This window comes from Thermodesulfobacteriota bacterium, from assembly GCA_036482575.1.
In the GTDB taxonomy this organism is placed as follows: Bacteria; Desulfobacterota; GWC2-55-46; order GWC2-55-46; family JAUVFY01; genus JAZGJJ01.
The window spans coordinates 1-16,584 of the sequence record JAZGJJ010000200.1 but is presented as its reverse complement, the minus strand read 5'-3'; the positions used below and the strand labels follow the sequence as shown (position 1 = coordinate 16,584).

General features: G+C 56.7%; 18 protein-coding genes and 2 rRNA genes. 11 read left to right on the top strand and 9 right to left on the bottom strand.

The features are described from left to right. The 5 genes from V3W31_09050 to V3W31_09030 all read left to right on the top strand — a co-directional run. Positions 1 to 414: ribosomal RNA gene (locus tag V3W31_09050) — 23S ribosomal RNA — on the top strand; the annotation flags it as partial. 198 nt (positions 415 to 612) lie between these two features. Further along, a 5S ribosomal RNA gene (gene rrf, locus V3W31_09045) occupies positions 613 to 729 on the top strand. A 481-nt stretch (positions 730 to 1,210) separates the two neighbouring features. Then, positions 1,211 to 2,425, top strand: a complete 1,215-nt coding sequence (locus tag V3W31_09040) for an endonuclease/exonuclease/phosphatase (protein ID MEE9615072.1) — start codon at positions 1,211 to 1,213, stop codon at positions 2,423 to 2,425. 112 nt (positions 2,426 to 2,537) lie between these two features. Next, a complete protein-coding gene (locus V3W31_09035; protein ID MEE9615071.1) occupies positions 2,538 to 2,975 on the top strand; it encodes an ester cyclase in 438 nt (145 codons plus the stop codon). 83 nt (positions 2,976 to 3,058) lie between these two features. Next, positions 3,059 to 3,523: a hypothetical protein gene (locus tag V3W31_09030; GenBank protein ID MEE9615070.1), complete on the top strand. Its 465-nt coding sequence runs from the start codon at positions 3,059 to 3,061 to the stop codon at positions 3,521 to 3,523. A 107-nt stretch (positions 3,524 to 3,630) separates the two neighbouring features. Here V3W31_09030 and V3W31_09025 read toward each other — a convergent pair whose 3' ends face one another. Further along, positions 3,631 to 3,888, bottom strand: coding sequence for a hypothetical protein (locus tag V3W31_09025; protein MEE9615069.1), 258 nt, complete (start codon positions 3,886 to 3,888; stop codon positions 3,631 to 3,633). 118 nt (positions 3,889 to 4,006) lie between these two features. Between V3W31_09025 and V3W31_09020 the strand changes: the two genes are divergently transcribed. The 4 genes from V3W31_09020 (at position 4,007) to V3W31_09005 (ending at position 6,670) form a co-directional block, all read left to right on the top strand. Further along, on the top strand, positions 4,007 to 4,912 hold the full coding sequence (locus V3W31_09020; protein MEE9615068.1) for a hypothetical protein: 906 nt from the start codon (positions 4,007 to 4,009) through the stop codon (positions 4,910 to 4,912). Between the two features lie 64 nt (positions 4,913 to 4,976). Beyond that, positions 4,977 to 5,588 (top strand): hypothetical protein, encoded by a 612-nt coding sequence (locus V3W31_09015; protein ID MEE9615067.1) that lies wholly within the window; start codon positions 4,977 to 4,979, stop codon positions 5,586 to 5,588. A 69-nt stretch (positions 5,589 to 5,657) separates the two neighbouring features. Then, the gene (locus tag V3W31_09010; protein MEE9615066.1) at positions 5,658 to 6,041 is read left to right on the top strand and encodes a hypothetical protein; all 384 of its coding nucleotides are present in this window, start codon (positions 5,658 to 5,660) and stop codon (positions 6,039 to 6,041) included. 98 nt (positions 6,042 to 6,139) lie between these two features. Beyond that, on the top strand, positions 6,140 to 6,670 hold the full coding sequence (locus tag V3W31_09005; GenBank protein MEE9615065.1) for a peroxidase-related enzyme: 531 nt from the start codon (positions 6,140 to 6,142) through the stop codon (positions 6,668 to 6,670). 45 nt (positions 6,671 to 6,715) lie between these two features. Here the strand turns inward: V3W31_09005 and V3W31_09000 are convergent, their stop codons facing one another. Genes V3W31_09000 through V3W31_08990 form a run of 3 tightly spaced genes read right to left on the bottom strand, consistent with a single transcriptional unit; the run spans position 6,716 to position 8,504 of the window. Beyond that, positions 6,716 to 7,327 carry a hypothetical protein gene (locus V3W31_09000; GenBank protein MEE9615064.1) on the bottom strand — a complete coding sequence of 204 codons (612 nt, stop codon included), beginning with the start codon at positions 7,325 to 7,327 and terminating at the stop codon, positions 6,716 to 6,718. 17 nt (positions 7,328 to 7,344) lie between these two features. After that, a complete protein-coding gene (locus V3W31_08995) occupies positions 7,345 to 7,962 on the bottom strand; it encodes a zf-HC2 domain-containing protein (GenBank protein ID MEE9615063.1) in 618 nt (205 codons plus the stop codon). A gap of 2 nt (positions 7,963 to 7,964) precedes the next feature. Beyond that, positions 7,965 to 8,504, bottom strand: a complete 540-nt coding sequence (locus V3W31_08990; GenBank protein MEE9615062.1) for a sigma-70 family RNA polymerase sigma factor — start codon at positions 8,502 to 8,504, stop codon at positions 7,965 to 7,967. 146 nt (positions 8,505 to 8,650) lie between these two features. On the opposite strand from V3W31_08990, the gene V3W31_08985 reads away from it, so the two are divergent. Next, positions 8,651 to 9,064, top strand: coding sequence for a hypothetical protein (locus V3W31_08985; protein ID MEE9615061.1), 414 nt, complete (start codon positions 8,651 to 8,653; stop codon positions 9,062 to 9,064). Further along, positions 9,061 to 10,656, top strand: a complete 1,596-nt coding sequence (locus V3W31_08980; GenBank protein ID MEE9615060.1) for a penicillin-binding protein activator — start codon at positions 9,061 to 9,063, stop codon at positions 10,654 to 10,656. The genes V3W31_08985 and V3W31_08980 overlap by 4 nt, the downstream gene beginning before the upstream one ends. 33 nt (positions 10,657 to 10,689) lie before the next feature. Here the strand turns inward: V3W31_08980 and V3W31_08975 are convergent, their stop codons facing one another. Genes V3W31_08975 through V3W31_08955 form a run of 5 tightly spaced genes read right to left on the bottom strand, consistent with a single transcriptional unit; the run spans position 10,690 to position 16,445 of the window. Next, positions 10,690 to 12,078, bottom strand: a complete 1,389-nt coding sequence (locus tag V3W31_08975) for an HD domain-containing phosphohydrolase (GenBank protein ID MEE9615059.1) — start codon at positions 12,076 to 12,078, stop codon at positions 10,690 to 10,692. A gap of 1 nt (position 12,079) precedes the next feature. Then, positions 12,080 to 13,933, bottom strand: a complete 1,854-nt coding sequence (locus V3W31_08970) for a hybrid sensor histidine kinase/response regulator (GenBank protein MEE9615058.1) — start codon at positions 13,931 to 13,933, stop codon at positions 12,080 to 12,082. Continuing rightward, complete coding sequence (locus V3W31_08965; GenBank protein ID MEE9615057.1) at positions 13,930 to 14,298, bottom strand: response regulator; 369 nt, start codon at positions 14,296 to 14,298, stop codon at positions 13,930 to 13,932. The genes V3W31_08970 and V3W31_08965 overlap by 4 nt, the downstream gene beginning before the upstream one ends. A gap of 19 nt (positions 14,299 to 14,317) precedes the next feature. Beyond that, positions 14,318 to 15,730, bottom strand: a complete 1,413-nt coding sequence (locus V3W31_08960; protein ID MEE9615056.1) for an ATPase — start codon at positions 15,728 to 15,730, stop codon at positions 14,318 to 14,320. A gap of 22 nt (positions 15,731 to 15,752) precedes the next feature. Then, entirely contained in the window at positions 15,753 to 16,445 is a 693-nt protein-coding gene (locus tag V3W31_08955; GenBank protein MEE9615055.1) for a hypothetical protein, read from the bottom strand. Between the last annotated feature and the right edge of the window lie 139 nt (positions 16,446 to 16,584).

Genomic DNA, 16,584 nt, shown 5'->3' with positions numbered 1-16,584 from the left:
TGGCACCTCGATGTCGGCTCATCGCATCCTGGGGCTGGAGCAGGTCCCAAGGGTTCGGCTGTTCGCCGATTAATAGCGGTACGTGAGCTGGGTTCAGAACGTCGTGAGACAGTTCGGTCCCTATCTGTCGTGGGCGCAGGAGATTTGAGGGAAGCTGTCCCTAGTACGAGAGGACCGGGATGGCGGCACCTCTAGTGTTCCGGTTGTTCCGCCAGGAGCAGCGCCGGGTAGCTATGTGCCGAAGGGATAACCGCTGAAAGCATCTAAGCGGGACGCCCCTCCCGAGATTAGATCTCCCTGGACACTTCGGTGTCCCTGAAGGTCACTTGGAGACTACAAGTTTGATCGGCCGGGTGTGTAAGCCCAGTAATGGGTTGAGCTGACCGGTACTAATCGACCGTGAGGCTTGTCCATATATTTTATTGCGGCCGGTTATTGACTCCCGGCGTCTTTGTTAAGGTTATCGGCTATCAGTTGCCGGTTACCTGGAAACTACCCTGTTCGATTTTATTTTGAGGGACCGTTATGCGTATACGTTATACGTGATGCGGGAAATACGGTTTTTTACGTATAACGCATCACGCACACGCATCACGAGTCTTTCTGACGCTTTCTCGCGGCCATACCGGAGGGGCCACACCCGTTCCCATTCCGAACACGGAAGTTAAGCCCTCCAGGGCCGATGGTACTGCATGGGCGACTGTGCGGGAGAGTAGGACGCTGCGAGGATTATTGGGAAAAGGCCCCGACCATGAAAATGGTCGGGGCCTTTTTGTCAACGGAAGAACTCTTTAACCCCCTCTCCCCTTGCGGGAGAGGGTTGGGGTGAGGGGTTTCTTAAAAGACACCTCCCTATTTCTCCCCTGTTGCGCTCCGCGCTTCGCTCTGGAGCGCTTGGGGGTGGGGTTCGCAAAGCTGGCCGCCCCTTCCCCGTTCGCTCCGCCCGCTTAAATCGGGCCTCCGGCCCTCATGCAACCCCGCTCGCTCACCCACCACCCCTTAAGCTGTTGCTACACCCCACGCCACGGGGGTTTTTAAAGACAAAAGCAAAGGATTGGCGAGGGCGTTGCCCTTTCTTGAAAATTGTGACAACAATATGGAGGGTGGGCACAGCCAGTGTGATATGGTGTTGACATCTATATCGCAAGGGTGTAGTCTGGGGCAGGGCAATCGGGATATTTTGTTTATTATTTGAGGGTTGGAGGCGACTATGTCTAAATTTACAACGGCTCAGTGGGAAAAGGTAAATGAACTTCTTGAGAACGAGGGGGCCAAGTACGGGCTTCCGGAACAAAGGACAGATTCGGTTGTACTGTCATCGTTTAACATCAGGAAGCTCGGAAAGGTAAAGAGCAAGTCAAAAGGTTCCTGGCTGTTTCTAAAGTCCTTTTGCGAAAGATGCGATCTTCTTGGAATTCAGGAGGTGCAGGATAACCTGGAGGGTATCAACTATTTAAAGGGGATTATGGGGGATAGTTTTAACATGGTGGCCTCCGACATTACAGGCAAGAGTCCCGACGGCGGGGGCATGAGTGAAAGGCAGGCCTTTCTCTACAAGTGGCAGACAGTAGAAAGAACGGAAGTCGCATCAGACCTGACATTCGATAAGACAGCCGTCATAGACTTTATTGCAGACGGCTGGGATGATTTGAAGGGGGTCTTTGAAAAGTACAGCAAGGCCTATATAAAACATAAGAAAGCTAAAGCGGAAAAGAAAAAAACCAAGAAGCCGGAGATTGTTTTACCCAGCTTTCTTTCCTTCATCAGGACGCCTCTTTGCGTATCCTTCAGGATAAAAGGCTTTAACCATGCCGACCCATATGAGTTCATAGGGGTAAATGCCCATTTGCTTTTCGGGAGCAAGAAAAAATTTGAAGGAAAGACCGAAAGAGACAGGGAGTTCGATGCTTTGATGAAGTGGCTTACCTGGAGGGCAAAACAAGCGGATAAGCTTTACCATAAAAACCTGATCCTCTTTGGCGACCTTAATCTGAATTTTGAACAGGTCGATACGAGGAGAGACGAGATAGAGGAGATGATAAAGGGCTATAACAGGAAATATTTGAGGAGCAAGCGTGCGGCAAAGGTGAACTTTCCCTTCCTTGATGTGCACCCGGAACGTGAAAAAGCCGGGGTCTTTCGCACCAACGCGCGCTTGAACCAGACTTACGACCAGATAGGGCTCTTTATGCATGACAAGAGACTGCCCAACGACAAAGCTAACGATAATGCAGGCAAAGTGGAGGGCGAGTTTAACTACGGCATGTTCAACTTTGTCGACCTCTTTGCAAATGCGCTTTATGGCAATGATTATAATGACTTGCCTGAGTCAAAAAAAGGCTTGCTTGTTAAAAAATTCGAGCACGATGTAAGCGACCATATGCCTATCTGGGTCAGGCTGCCAAAGCCTTATGCGGGGATGTAGTCCGGGAGGGGTGGAAGCAGGGTCGGGGAAAACAGGGGCAGCGGCCGTTTAATTCATTCCGTTCGCTCCATCACGAACAGTATTTTTTAACATCCAAATACGGGAGGTCGATATGTCCGGTTCTACACAGAAAGCTTCGAAGGACTTGATAAGAAGGTGGTTTGAGGAGGTCTGGAACAAGAGGAATGAAAAGGCGGTAGACGAGATGCTGGCCGAACCCTGCAGTGTCCACGGCCTCGGCGACGAGATCTGCTGCCCCGACGACTTCAAGCGTTACCACAGGGAGATGAACGCGGCCATAAGCGATATCCATATGACCGTCGATAAGCTGGTATCGGAGGGAGAGGATATCTGCGGTATTATGACCGTAAGCGGCGTTCATAGGGCAACGGGCAAGCCCTTTACCGTAAAGGGCGCCTTCCTGAGTACGGTTCGTGACGGAAAGATTGTTAACGCCGAAAACGTGATCGACTTTATGCCCATGTTTACCGCAATCGGTCTTATGTCCGAGAAATCCCTTGCCGACGCCCTTACCGGAGGTGAGTTGTAAAGGGCGAAGGAGGGGGCGGGAAGAGCCCCGCGGGCCGGTATAAAGAGAAATGAGATTACAAGGTAAGGAAGGGAGGACATTAAATGAAAGATAATGGTGTTAAGGCCGTTGTTGATATGATAAGAGGGGCAAAAATACATGAATTGTTGTTGGTTTCCTTTGTTGTAATGCCGGTTGTTTTTTCAGCTTGGGCCTATGTTTTGGAGAAGTTCCGTGTTTTTGATAAAATGGATGAGACGTATCTTTTTGTGCTATTGGTGCTGGCTTATATTGTAAGCATATTTATTATGAAAATAACCGAAAGCAAGTTTGAGCGGCTTAGACGAGATGCAGATCTTGTGATAAAGGAGATCAGATCGAGAAAAAACTTTACAAGGCTACGCTTTGTGACTATTCGAAGTAAATTCGGCAATAAATTCAACGAAATGTACTTGAGAGAACTTATCGAGATATTCCCGGATGAGTTGGAGGAGTCAGAGGTTGTTTTAAGAGGAAAAGAAGTGACTAGATGGCCGGGCATTAAAGTGGTGGCGGAAAACAATGGTTAACTTGCCCGTTTAGGTTTGGGCCTCCCTTGATGCGTACAGTCCCAGTATTCACCTGACAACCACGCAGGCCGGACCCTGCTTATCCGGGTGGAGCGTCACGCTTCCCCCTACTTCCCCAGAACCCCCTCAATGAATTCGAGTATCTCTTTCTGATAGCGGACGCCGACGGCCGCGAGGGCGCCGATAACGGCGAGGTACGTTAAGACCGTGACCAGGGAGGACTTTTTTTGGGACTCCTTGAGCCTCCGGTAGGAGGCCTCCTGCTCCTCGGCGGTCTTGAGTATCTTGCCGCACCCGGGGCACCTCATGGCGCCCTTCATTATCGTATTGCCGCAAAACGGACAGGATTCCATACCGGTACTCATACTTCGGCTCCTTTCGTCGTTTTCGAAAAGCCGTATATATTTTAATACACATCAAGCGGACATGCAAGCCCCCCTCCGCGGCCTTCCCCCCTTCCCGTTAAAATGGTAAAATCCGGCCATGAAGCGGATTAACAAGACCGACAGCCGCATATACAGGACCGCCTACGGGTGGTTCGCGGTACTCTTTTCAATCCCGTTTATCGCTATAGGCACTTACTTCGCCCTGGCCGGCTTCGGGTATCTGCCGATCCCCGGCAAGGTGAACGGCCCGCTCTGGGTCCTCGGCACGGTGGGCCTTGCCTTCGCCATGAGCGGCCTGGTGCTCTGCAGCCACGGCATACGAGGTGTGATGCAGAAGAGGAGGGCCGCGGCGGTAGGCCAGTACGGACTGTCCAGCTCTGGCGAGCCCTGGCTCGTGGACTACCCCTGGGACAGGCGCGGCATATGGGACAACGCCTCGGGACGGTGTATCCACATGCTCACCGGGTTTATCCTGTTTGCCGTTTTCATGAGCCCGTTTAACTGGTGGGCCTTCCTCTCGGGCGAGGGGCCTCTCATGGTAAAGCTCATAGTCGGGCTCTTCGACGCGATTACCATAGGCATCTTCGTGGCATTTATCTACCGGCTCCTTCAGTACGCGAAGTTCGGCTCGAGCTATCTGGAGTTCCTGAACTTTCCGTTCTTTCCGGGCGGGAAGCTCAAGGTCGCTCTATCGCCCCACCGCTTCGAGGAGATGGACGTCACCTTGAGGTTCGTGGAGGAGCGGTTCGAGACCCACGGGAGCGGCAAGAACCGGTCGCAAACCCTTGTCACCTACGAGCACTACAGCGAGAAGGTGAAGCTTCAGGAGCCCATGACCTTCGATAAGCTGGGTATCGAGTTCGACATCCCGGAGAACCCGGACTGGGTAAACCGCTTGAGCGCCGACCCGGGTGTGAGGTACTGGGAGCTCGTTGTGGAGGCCTCGGTGCCGGGCATCGATTTTCGGACCACATTCCCGGTGCCCGTCTATAAAAGGCCCTAAACGGAGGCGGTTCTTCCTTGATTTCTCCGTGCGTTTGGTATAGTTTTGAGATAAGGTCATTATTATGGAATACGGAAACGACGCAATCGAAGAGCACGGGAGCGAGGAAGGGGGAGAAGGGGCGGAAGGGGCGGAGCTTAAGCCGCACGAGAGGCCCACGTCCGTCACGGTAATCGCCTGGATATTCATCGTGGTCTCGGTCCTGGCCATAATTTTCGGCGGGCTGGGGCTCCTTCTCTTCGCCCTGGTCGGGCAGATGGGGGTGGAGGGAGGGCAGGCGGCTACGGCAGCAGGGGAGCACGTCTCCGTCCATGTATTAGGGCCTTTTAAGGACCTCACCCCGATTTTTCGGACCCTTGCCGTTATACAGATAGTGCAGATCGGGGTCGGGCTCTTCGTCATGCTCTCCGCCGTATACTTGCTGAAACTCAAGGCGTGGGCCAGGACCGTACTCGAGGTAGTCTCCTGGCTGGGTCTCCTTAAGGTGGGCTTATCCGCCGCCATCCTTTATCAGTTGAGGGATGCGTTGCCGGAGTTAAAGGTCGAGGGCCTTCCTATAGACGTCGTCTCCATCAGCCTGGTCGGGAACTTTACCATTATGCTGATCATGGCCGCTTCGCTCGTCGTAATAATAGCGCTTCTCAGGGGGAAGAAGGTCAGGGAGGCCGTTGTTTAAGGCACCCTCTTTATTTTGTTGGAATATAGGGCGGAAACGACTATAATGGGGCGGAAAGGGGCGTTTGAAATGGCCAAAAAAGCGGAAAAGAAAGGCGAGAGCAGGGTCGAAAAGAAGGTGGTCCCCGGGGCCGTCATCCCGAAACACAAGGGCGGTGGGAAGCTTACCGTAAAGGACTGGGGCAGGCGGAGGAACGAGAAGGCGCTTATCTATCTTATCCCCAACCCCAAGAACCCGAAAAAGCCTTCCCAGAAGGGGATAACGGAGGCTGAATTCGAGCAGGCCTACACGCGTATTATGCTCCACGGCGAGTTCACGCGGGAGTGGTTCGACGAGAACATGAAGGAGTCGGCCAAGGAGGCCGCCACCAACTTTACCGCTATAGGCGGCATTTTTGAGATGGTGGGTATCGCCGATTACGATAGCGGAGCTTATAAGAGGAAGGGTTCGTAGGCGAGCCCCTCTGAACCGCGCGGGATAAGTCAAGGCCCCGTCCCTCCCGGGACGGGGCCTTTTAAGTACGGCCCCGGTAACTTAGTAAGGAGGTCCATATGGCGAGGATAGAGCCAGTTCGGACGGAGGCGGCTTCCTCCGAGGTAAGGGAAGTCCTGGACGAGATCGAAAAAACGTTCGGTATGGTGCCGAACCTCTTCAGGACCAGCGCCCACCACCCGCCGCTCCTTAAGGCCAACTGGGAGAAGGTAAAGGCCGTCATGATGCGGGGTGAGCTTACGCGGAAGACCAAGGAGGCCATAGCCGTACTTGTCTCGAAGGACAATTCGTGCGACTACTGCGTCACCGCCCACGTCTCGGTACTTAGGTCCATGGGTGTCACGCAAGGAGAGGTCGAGAAGATACTGAGCAAGGTCGAAAAGGCCGGCTTTACGGAAAAGGAGCTCGCGCTTATAGAGTTCGCCCGCAAGGCCAACCGCGCCCCGCTCGATATAACGGAGCTGGAGTTCGAGGAGCTAAAGGGGGCGGGTGCCACGGACGCCGAGATAGTCGAGGCCCTCGGGGTGATGGAGCTCTATACGGCCTTCAACAAGTTCCTGGATTCCCTCGGCGTGGAGGTGGACTTTTAGGACCCCCCCCCGGCCCCCGAGCCGGAGGGGGGGTCGTTTAGCTCTTTATGGCCCTAGACCGGGGGCCATAGCTCCGCCTTCCCGCTCCTGCGGCCCGCCCCTCATGCCGCGCTTCTGCCGGGCGTCGCGAATCATCCCGCGTACCTCTTCCCTGAACTTCTCCTCGAAGGTCAGGTACTTTACCATCTGCGCGGGGGTCAGTACCTTCTTCATCTCTTCGGCCTGCTCTTGCCCGAGATCCCGCAGGGCGGACTGGTTCTTCTCTACCCTCTTAAGGAGCTCTTCCGAGCCGCTCTCGTCCCCTGTCTTCGAAGCCTCCCTTGCCTCGATTATGAGCTTCATGCGCTCCCGCTCAAGCGGCATCTTCTTCTTGTTGTACCTGTTCAGCACCGGGAACAGCTTTGCCGCGGTTGCCTCGTCCAGGTCCAGCGTTTCGGTAAGCCTCCACATGTAGAGCAGCGCTATTTTTTTCCTTATCTGCTCTCTGCGGTCCTTCCCCTCTTCCCCTCTCCCCCCCCCCTGGAACTGTCGGGACTGGAGTTCGCCTCCTCCGGGCGGCGGACCGGGCGGCTCCTGGGCCCGGACCGTAATCCCTCCGGACGTAATCACCGCCGCGAAGAAGACGGCAAGTATTGTTATCGTTCCTCTCCTTATCATGGTTGACCTCCTTTGGTTTAAGCCGTTAAGTACGACCCGTAGGTTATATCCTCTATTCCCTCGTATATGCTCTCAAGCTCGTCGGTATCGAGCTCGAAGAGACCATAGTAGGGGTCCGAGAGCCCTGCATCCGCGTAGTCTATCTCGTCGAGTATCTCCAGCCCTTCGTCTTGAAAGAGCGCCGGGAGAGAGGGCTCCGCGTAGAGGAGCTCTTCGATTGTAACTATGGGGAGGTCGGGGCGCACGCCGTTTTTCCCGGTAAAGAGGGCCCCGGCGACGACCAGTGCTGCGACCGTGGCCGCTATAGCAAAGCCCTGCATCCAGCGCGGCACGGCTCGGGGTCGCTTGCGGACGGGGTGTGTGGGGTTTCCATCCTCGGCCCTGAGCTCTTTCAGTATAGCGCTTTGAAGCTCGGGCCAGAACCCGTCGGGCGGCTCAGGTGTCGGCAGGGTCTTTAGCTTCCCAAGCGTCTCTTTCAAGCGGGAAAATTCCTCGCGACAGCGGGGGCAGCCCGAGAGGTGAGCGTCGAGCTTCAGCCGTTCGTCTTCCGAGAGTTCTCCGTCACGGAGTTCTCCGTCACGGAGTTCCCCGGCGGCGGCGTTTGATAGGAGTATCTCGATATCCTTACAGTCCATCTTTACCCCTTTAACCTTTTTCTAAGCGACGAGAGCGCGTGGTGGTAGTTGGCCTTCGCGGTCCCCACCGGGCATCCCATTACCCCGGCAACCTCTTCGAACGTAAGCTCCTGGTAGACCTTTAGCATAAGCGTCGTCCTCTGTTTTTCCGGAAGCCCCTCTATGGCCGTGCGTAAGAGTTTCTTCTCCTCCCCGGATACGACGGGGTCCGTGGCCGGGGTGGCCGCGGGTACCTCCTCAAGCGGCCGGTGGTTCGGAAAGGGCACCGTGGGGTCCCGCTTCAAGGAGCGGATGTGGTTCCGCGTTAGGTTCACGGCGATACGGTAGAGCCAGGTCTTGAAGTTCGAACGCCATTCGAAGGTGCCAGCCTTCCTGAAGGCCTGGAAAAAGCTTTTCTGGCAGAGGTCGGCGGTGTCCGCGTGGTTCCCGACCATTCGGTAGATGAAGCCGTAGAGCGGCCTCTGGTAGCGGTCGAGGAGCTCGCTGAGGGCCCCCTCGTCCCCGTTTCTGTAGTTTTCGAGCAGAGCATGGTCGGAAGTCATTTTCCCCGTCCTGTAAGCTTAGACACCGCAGCACCCCAAAAGGTTTAATTTTTTCCTGTTTTTCTGTTTTCCGATTTTATTATACCCCTTTTGTTCGCCCGGGCAAGGGCCTTTATAAGGGTCGGATATTGTGTTAAATTACCTGTATGGCTGCGGTATATGTGCTCATGGGGGCGTTAGTCTTCGGCGGTGTCGCGCAGGTAGGCTCCTATGCCGGGACCGTGTCCGTGGAGGTCCGGGAGGACAGCACCAAAGAGGCATTACGCACGGCCTACATAAAGGGGATGCTGCTCGGATACGACTCGGGATACTACAGCAAAGACAGCCGGGTCCTGGAGTTCCACAGAAGGGAGCAGGACTTCCATTTGCGCATGGATCTCTATATAAGGGTCGAGCTCGATACGACCGGAGACCTCCCGGTGATAAGAATGACCGGCGAGGACAGGGAGTACGCCGGGGAGGAGTGGCAGATTATGCAGGACATGAAGAGGATAGCCGCGGAGTTGGAGGAGTGCTGCGGGGTGAGGCGGCCGGTGGACGAGGGGGAGACGGATAGATGAGATTTAAAACACTTGCCGCGATGCTTGTCCTGATCTTTGCCGCCACGGAGGCGCTCGGGGGGGTCTACCTGCGCTCCCGGGCCGCGGAGAGCTGGCTTACGAGGATACTCGCCGAGCAGAAGCAGAGCGGTTCGTGGCGAGACACCCCCCAAGGGGTGATAGACGAACTCGAGGAGTTCCTCTCTCGCTATCCCAATGCGGACGTGACCGACGGGGCGCTCGTAAGCCTCGCCCTTATATACGCCGAAAAGGAGAACGTCGGGAGGGCCATCTCCTACTACGAAAAGCTCCTCGATGAGTTTCCGAAGAGCAGCTTTAGGCTGGAGGCCCTCTACGGTCTCAGTTTTTGCCGTTACACGGCAGGCCGTAAGGATGGTGCGCGGGAGGCCCTCTCTTTGGTGGTGTCGAGCGAGGAGGCCCCCCCGGCGCTCAGGGAGAGGGCCGTGGCGCTCTTGAAAGAGGTCGAGAATCTCTCCGTCGCACACGTTGCCGTTGAGTTCGAGGATGTCGCCATAGGGGTGGTCCTGCCCCTTACGGGCAAGTACGCTCGGTTCGGGGAGGAGGCGTTGAACGGGGTTCGTCTTGCGGCCCGGGTCTTCGGCGAAAGCTACTGGCCCGTTCATTTGAAGGTGAGGGACGTTGGAAAGGAGGGGGGGGAGGGGGGGTCCGTATTGAATACATTGAGAGCGCTTGCCGCCGACCGGAACGTCGTTGGCCTTGTGGGCCCCCTTATGGGGAAGGTCTCGGTGGAGATGGGGAGGTTCGCCCAGCAGAGGGGCCTCCCGGCCGTCATCCTCTCCCAGAAGAGCGGGCTGCCCGGTATGGGGGAGTACGTGTTCAGGAACTTCCTGACCCCGGCCCGGCAGGCGGGGGCGGTCGCGGACTATGCCTACTACGAGCTGGGCCTCAGGGCCTTCGCCGTACTGCATCCGGAAAATCCCTACGGCGAGGAGTTGGCATGGCACTTTAAAGAGGAGGTCGAAGCGCTCGGCGGCGTGGTCGTGGCCGAGGGCTCTTACGAGGCGGGACAGACCGACTTCAAGGACGAACTGGAAGGCCTCTTCGCCATAGAGGTAACCGAAGGCATGAAGGGCAGGAGGCACGTGACGGGATATGAGGTTGCCGTCGAAGCGGACGCCCTCTACATACCCGACTACCACCATACCGCCGGGCTTATAGCCCCGTATCTCGCCTACTACGACATGAACGAGGTGGTGCTGCTGGGCTCGAACGGCTGGAACTCCCCCGGGCTGGTCGACCTCGCCGGTGAGCACGTGGAAGGGGCGGTCTTCGTTGACGGCTTCTTTTCGAAAAGCGACAGGGCCGGGACTGTGGAGTTTATGGGGAGGTTTACCGAGGTCTACGGGTACGAACCGGGCATACTCGAGGCCCATGCCTATGACGCGGCCATGGCCCTGCTGCTCGCCTTGAGAAATGGGCCGCTCCAGCGCGAGGCCGTCCGGAAGAGGCTTGCGGAGACGACGGAGTTCGAGGGTGCCTCGGGGCCTATGGCCTTCGGCACGGACGGGGAGGTCCTGAAGGATCTCTTCCTGCTTACGGTAAAAGACGGGGAAGTAGTGGAGCTCAAGTAAGGGGTTTTCAGTGGTGGGGGTGGTGGGGTGAGGCTAAGAACGGGCGAGCACCTTCTCCAGGCAGTCCAGGATCGCCGGGTCTACGTGCGTTCCGCTGGAGTCACGCATGATCTTCAGCGCTTCTTCCTTCTCCATGGCCTTTCTGTACGACCTGGTGGAGGTCAGGGCGTCGAAGGTGTCGGAGACGTTGATTATCCTTGCGGGCAGCGGGATATCGTCCCCCTTGAGGCCCATGGGGTAGCCGGAGCCATCGTAATGTTCGTGGTGGTGGCGTATCCAGCGGGCTATCTCCGTGAACCTCTGGATATGCCCTATCATCTTCGCACCGAGTGCGGGGTGCTCCTGCATCTTCAGCATTTCGTCCGGCTCGAGCTTGTCGGCCTTGTTCAAGATGGCGTCGGGCACGCCTATCTTGCCCGTGTCATGGAGCAGCGTCGCCAGCCTTATCCAGTCCACGGTATCGGGTGGGAGCCCGAGCTCCTCGGCTATACCCACCGCTAACCGGCTAACCCTCTTGGAATGGCCGTAGGTGTAAGGATCCTTTGCGTCGATGGCCAGGGAGAAGGCCTCGGCCATGCTGAAGAGCATGCTGTGGATCTCGTCGTAGAGAAGGGCCTTCTTTATGGAAATGGCGCACTCCGACGCTATGTTGGACAGGAGCTTTATCTCCGGGGAGTAAAACTCCTCGCCGTCGAGCTTGTCGTTCGCCACTACCGCACCTATTACGGTGTCCTCCACTACGAGCGGGACCAGCAGTATCCTCGCTACGGGGTAGGGGAGAGGCTCGAACCTCTCCTCCTCCGACACGTCGCATACGGTAATGGCCCTCTTTATCTCGGAGACGTATCCGATGAGTCCCGTGTCGGCCTTCAGGATCATGGTCGAGGCCTTGTCCGCGTCTTTCCCTATGGAGACCCTGGGGACCAGGAAGGACTTCATCCCGGACTGCGGTGATTCGTCCCGCGGGACCTCCTTTACGAGCATTATGGAGACGTTGGCCGAGGGGCAGCGCTTCATGACCTCGTCGGCAAGTACGCGGCATATCCTGTCCACCTCAAGGCCCGAGCCGAGCTTCGCCGAGATGTTCGCCAGCAGCGATAGCTCCTCGTAGACTCTCGCCACCTCTCCGGCGAGGCTGTCTATCTCGTAGCCGGCATTTATCATCTCCATGAGGTTCCGTGCGATGAACTCAAGCTGGGACGCATCGCCCTCGTCCCCGGCCGTTGCTACGTAGCCGACCAGAGAGTCCCTCAAGTAGAGAGGCCTGGTCGTAAGCTTCCCCTGCAACCGGTCCCCGTGAACGCTCAAAAGGGCTTTCTCTTCCTCGTCCAGGATAAGTATCTGGCGGCCGAAGGCTTCGGAGTACTGTCCCAGCAGCCTCTTCAGCCTGTCCGTAGTAAGCAGCGTTACCAGCAGCGACACCTCAGCCTCCTCCTTCCAGCTCCGCGAACAGCTCCGCCAGGCCGTTTCCATAGCTTGAAGAGCCGAGCCCGACACACTCTATGTCCGTGGCGGATATGCCGAGTGTAAGGACAAGAGGGATGTCCCTGGTGGCCTTATTGCCGCGCAAGGCCAAGATGGTCCCGTAGGCCCTGTCCTTTGAGGACGTCCCTATTATTATCAGGTCGGGCGGAGGGGGGGGGGCCGTCCGGATGTCGGCGGAGGCGACATCCGGCACCACGGAGGTCTCATACCCCCCCGTTCCGGCGGATAGCTGAAGGTTCCTCGCCTCTCCGGGCCTGTCCGATATTATAAGCACCTTTCCCTTTACCTTGTGAAGGACCCTCTGTAAGGCCGTATGCACCTGCTGTTCGTTGATGGGGGTGGTTATGTAGCCGTTGACCGCCAGCTGGGCACCGAGTTCCTCGTCGTTTATGATTACGGCGAGATAGAAGGGTATCCACTGGACGCTGAATATGGTCCTGAGTTCGCCCAGGTGGTCCTCGTGGTCCAGATAGCCGAGCAAGACGGCGTCCGGTTTTGTCGCTTTCACCATCTCCAGCGCCTTGCCTACGTCACCCGCCCCCATGGTGATATATCCCTCTTCCTCGATCGCGTCCCTCAATATCTGGCGCATGGCGGTGCTGTCGTCCAGTATCATGACGTGCCTTCCGCCGACGATATCCGTATGCTGCCTGGCGTACCTGGGCGACTGCGCCGTCTCCCCGATCTCCCCGCCCTTTGGCACGGTGAAGTTGAAGGTGCTCCCCTTGCCCATACGGCTTTCCACCCAGATGCGCCCCCCGTGCGCCTCGACTATTTTTTTTGAGATGCTAAGCCCCAGGCCGCTGCCTGCGGGCCTTCCGGTCAGGTCGTCTCCTATACGGTAGAACTCGTCGAACACCTTCTCCCGCTCTTCGGGGTATATCCCCTCGCCGGTATCGGCCACGGACACCTGTATGTTGTCTCCCATGTCCCTGGCCTTTACGGTAATCTTCCCATCGGAGGTGAACTTTACGGCGTTGCTCAGGAGGTTCAGCATTACCTGCAGGAGCCTGTTCCTGTCGGCCCAGACAGGGGGGAGCCGGGGGGGGACCGACGCCTTGATGGAAAGGCCCTTCTCCTTTACGAGCGGGACCACCGTCTTTACTCCCGCCTGGATTACGTCGCTGATGCCGACGGTATCCATGTGCCACTGGGTCTGGCCGGAGTCTATCCTGACGATATCCAGTATTTCGTTGGTCAGGTGGGTGAGCCGTCGGCTCTCCTTGCTGATTATGCCCAGAAACTCCTTGTTCGTCTCCGGGTCTATGTCGTCGTAGTTGTGGAGTATCTCCGAGAAGGAACGGATGGAGGAAAGTGGGGACCTTATCTCGTGGGAGATGGATGCCAGGAACTGGGTCTTGTTCTTGTTCATGTCCTTGAGCTTCCCGTATGCCTCGGTTACGGACTCGAGTTCGGACTGCAGGTTGAGAATCTTCAGGTTAAGCGCCTGTGTCAGGCCGTGATAGGTGTCGGAGCTTCGGTCCATCGACGCCGACTCTTTCCGTATCCTGTCCGAAATGTAGCCGGCGGTTATGCCCATGGAAAGGAAGCCCAGCACGTTCACGGCCACGTCGTAGGCGGGGTATTCCCATAACCCTTTCATGCTCGGCATGGTGGCGTATAGAAGGGTGAAGACCAGGGAGGACAGGAGGAGGGGGTTTGAGTTTGAAAACGGCGTTAAGAGAAGAACTATGGGGTAGTAGACAAACCTGACCGGACTTTCAATGCCCCCGGTCAGGAGCAACAGCGGTATGAGGGCGGGGAGTGCAAGGAGAGGCAAGTAGCCTCTCACAGATGGGCCCCGATAAGACTCCTGGCCTTGGCGACTATCTCCGAGGGGCTGAAGGGTTTTGATACGAACTCGTCGGCCCCTTCCTTGAAGCCCATCTCCTTGTCGATCTCCTGCCCCTTGGCGGTCAGGATTATCACGTAGCTGTCCTTTAGCGTCTCGTCCGACTTTATGGCCCTGCAGGCGCTGAAGCCGTTGAGCTTGGGCATCATGAGATCGAGGAATATCACCCGGGGCTTCAGGTCGCGTGCCTTTTCCAGCCCCTCCTCTCCGTCGGATGCGACTTCGACCTCGAAGCCCTCCTTTGTCAGTATAAACGACAGGGATCGTTGGATATAAGGCTCGTCGTCAACTATCAGTATGTCCATGCGGAACCTCCTTGCCCCCTTACATCTCCACGAAGTAGTTCATCCATGCGGCGTCTATTACCTCTTTTGTGAGGCGGGGGGCGTGTCTGTAGTGATGGGCGTTATCGATAATATGGTCTATCAGGTCCCTCGGGTGGCAGGCGTTGGGCTTCACGCCGAGCTTCCTGTAGTAGTTGTTCACGAGGTAGCTCAGGACTTCCTCGGAGAACTCGATGGAGTTGGCCTCGCAGACCTTCTTGAAGATGGCCTCGAACTCCTCCTCGGTGGGGTGGTCTATCTTGACCTTATAACGTATCCTTCTCAGGAACGCTTCGTCCACGAGGTTCTTCGGCTCCAGGTTGGTCGAGAATACCACGAGTATGTCGAAGGGGATGTCGAACTTCATGCCGGTGTGCAGCGACAGGAACTCCGTCCTTCTCTCCAGTGGGACTATCCACCTGTTTAAGAGGTTCTGCGGGGGGATCTGCTGCCTGCCGAAGTCGTCTACTATGAACAGTCCGTTATTCGCTTTTATCTGGAGAGGGGCCTCGTAGAAGTTGGAGATGGTATTGAACTCGAGGTCGAGCATCTTAAGCGTCAACTCCCCACCGGTTATTATAACGGGCCTTTTTATAAGTATCCATCTCCGGTCCAGCGACTCCTTCTTCTCTCCACTGTCGGATTCGACCGGGATGTGGTTTACCGGGTCGAAAACGTTTATTATCTGTCCGCCCACGATAAGCGCGTAGGGGATATAGATGTTACCGGGAAGGGCCTTCCCCATTATTTCCGCCACGGTGGTCTTGCCGTTCCCCGGGGGGCCGTACAGGAAGATGGCCCTCCCCGAGCTTATGGCCGGACCGATGCGTTTCAGAAACGAATCCTGCAGCACGATAGACGAGAAGGCCTCCTTGAGGGTCTCGTCGTCCACGAGTATGTTCTTTATGGTCTGTGACTCCACCATCTCCTTGTAGTCATCGATGTGGACCGGGGCGGGCCCGACATAACGGCATACCTCAAGGAGTTCGGAGGCCCTCTTCCTGCCGCCCTCCGTTATCTTGAACTTGTAGCTCTCTTTCGAGAAGCCCGCCGCCCCCATGACCTCCACCAGCCTCTCCCTTCTGAGCACGTCCACCGCGGAGTCCACGATGGATACGGGGAGTTTGATCCTGTCCGACAGCTCCTGGAGGGTGAACACCCCCTTGTAGAGTACGTCCTTCAACGCCAGGTCGGAGATGAAGGCGAGGTCAAGCCCCGTACTTTGCACGCTCTCGGGTCTTTTCGGGTGTCTGTTGAAGAACGTGTCGAGCTCTTCGAGGCTCATAAAACCGAGGGAGGCGAGGTTGTGGCCGAGCCTCCCCCCGTGGAGCCTCTGGCTCTCCAGGGCCTTTTCGAGCTGCTCCTCGCTTACGACGTCATTTTTCAGGAGTCTTTGTCCTAATTTTTCGCGCATTTTTTAAAGTGGTTTCACGGTTTTAACGGTCTTTTTCCTCTTCCCATACAAGTCCGGTATCCTCGTTAAACTTGGTCACGGAACGCGGGCCTTCCACAAGGCCGCTGAAGTAGTCGTCGTCGTCCCAGAAGACGGCCTCCGGCAGGATGAACTTGAACTCCACCGCTTCGCCAGGCCCGACCTCCACGGCCTCGATTTTTCTGGTCTTCTCTTTCGTCTTGCCTTCGTAGAGGAGGAAGGTAAGGCCTATGCTCAAGGCCTCCTGCCCCGAATTCTCCACCACAAAATTATAACCTGCTTTGTCCGCAATTGCAAATGAGAAAATCCTCCTGTCCCTCCCGCCCCCGGACTCCTCCAAAAGGACCTCCTTTTTCCGTTTCCCCCCCCCTTTCCCCCTGGCCATGGGGTGGGGCTTTTTGAGGAGCCGGTAGGAAATATCGGCGGTCGCGGGGGTTTGGAGGGTAACCGTTATCTTTATGTCGGACGGGGAGGCGGTCCGGCCGAGCAGGGTGTTTTCCTCCTCAACCTCGGATTGCGTCCTCTCGATGTTTTTCACATATTCCGTCTGTGACGGCGTTCTGTTTTTCTCGGGGGTCAGTATCTCCTCGATCCAGCTTTCTTCGTCATCCTCCCCCTCTTCCTCGGACTGTACGACTATAGCGGCCCACGGCTCCACCGGCGCCGCCCCGACGTCCGGGGTTTCTCCTTCGACCACGGTAGCCTCTCCTGGGTTCCGCTTCGGATAGACGGGTTCCCGGCGGGGGGAATATGCCTCCAAGAAAGCACGGTAGAACTCCTCATAGCCGGGGCCGGGGGCTTCTTCAGGCTTTGTTATACCGATTGTTTCCTGTGGT

Coding starts and splice junctions, on each gene's coding strand:
- V3W31_09040 (MEE9615072.1), top strand. CDS start 1,211: ATGTCTAAATTTACAACGGCTCAGTGGGAAAAGGTAAATGAACTTCTT.
- V3W31_09035 (MEE9615071.1), top strand. CDS start 2,538: ATGTCCGGTTCTACACAGAAAGCTTCGAAGGACTTGATAAGAAGGTGG.
- V3W31_09030 (MEE9615070.1), top strand. CDS start 3,059: ATGAAAGATAATGGTGTTAAGGCCGTTGTTGATATGATAAGAGGGGCA.
- V3W31_09025 (MEE9615069.1), bottom strand. CDS start 3,888: ATGAGTACCGGTATGGAATCCTGTCCGTTTTGCGGCAATACGATAATG.
- V3W31_09020 (MEE9615068.1), top strand. CDS start 4,007: ATGAAGCGGATTAACAAGACCGACAGCCGCATATACAGGACCGCCTAC.
- V3W31_09015 (MEE9615067.1), top strand. CDS start 4,977: ATGGAATACGGAAACGACGCAATCGAAGAGCACGGGAGCGAGGAAGGG.
- V3W31_09010 (MEE9615066.1), top strand. CDS start 5,658: ATGGCCAAAAAAGCGGAAAAGAAAGGCGAGAGCAGGGTCGAAAAGAAG.
- V3W31_09005 (MEE9615065.1), top strand. CDS start 6,140: ATGGCGAGGATAGAGCCAGTTCGGACGGAGGCGGCTTCCTCCGAGGTA.
- V3W31_09000 (MEE9615064.1), bottom strand. CDS start 7,327: ATGATAAGGAGAGGAACGATAACAATACTTGCCGTCTTCTTCGCGGCG.
- V3W31_08995 (MEE9615063.1), bottom strand. CDS start 7,962: ATGGACTGTAAGGATATCGAGATACTCCTATCAAACGCCGCCGCCGGG.
- V3W31_08990 (MEE9615062.1), bottom strand. CDS start 8,504: ATGACTTCCGACCATGCTCTGCTCGAAAACTACAGAAACGGGGACGAG.
- V3W31_08985 (MEE9615061.1), top strand. CDS start 8,651: ATGGCTGCGGTATATGTGCTCATGGGGGCGTTAGTCTTCGGCGGTGTC.
- V3W31_08980 (MEE9615060.1), top strand. CDS start 9,061: ATGAGATTTAAAACACTTGCCGCGATGCTTGTCCTGATCTTTGCCGCC.
- V3W31_08965 (MEE9615057.1), bottom strand. CDS start 14,298: ATGGACATACTGATAGTTGACGACGAGCCTTATATCCAACGATCCCTG.
- V3W31_08960 (MEE9615056.1), bottom strand. CDS start 15,730: ATGCGCGAAAAATTAGGACAAAGACTCCTGAAAAATGACGTCGTAAGC.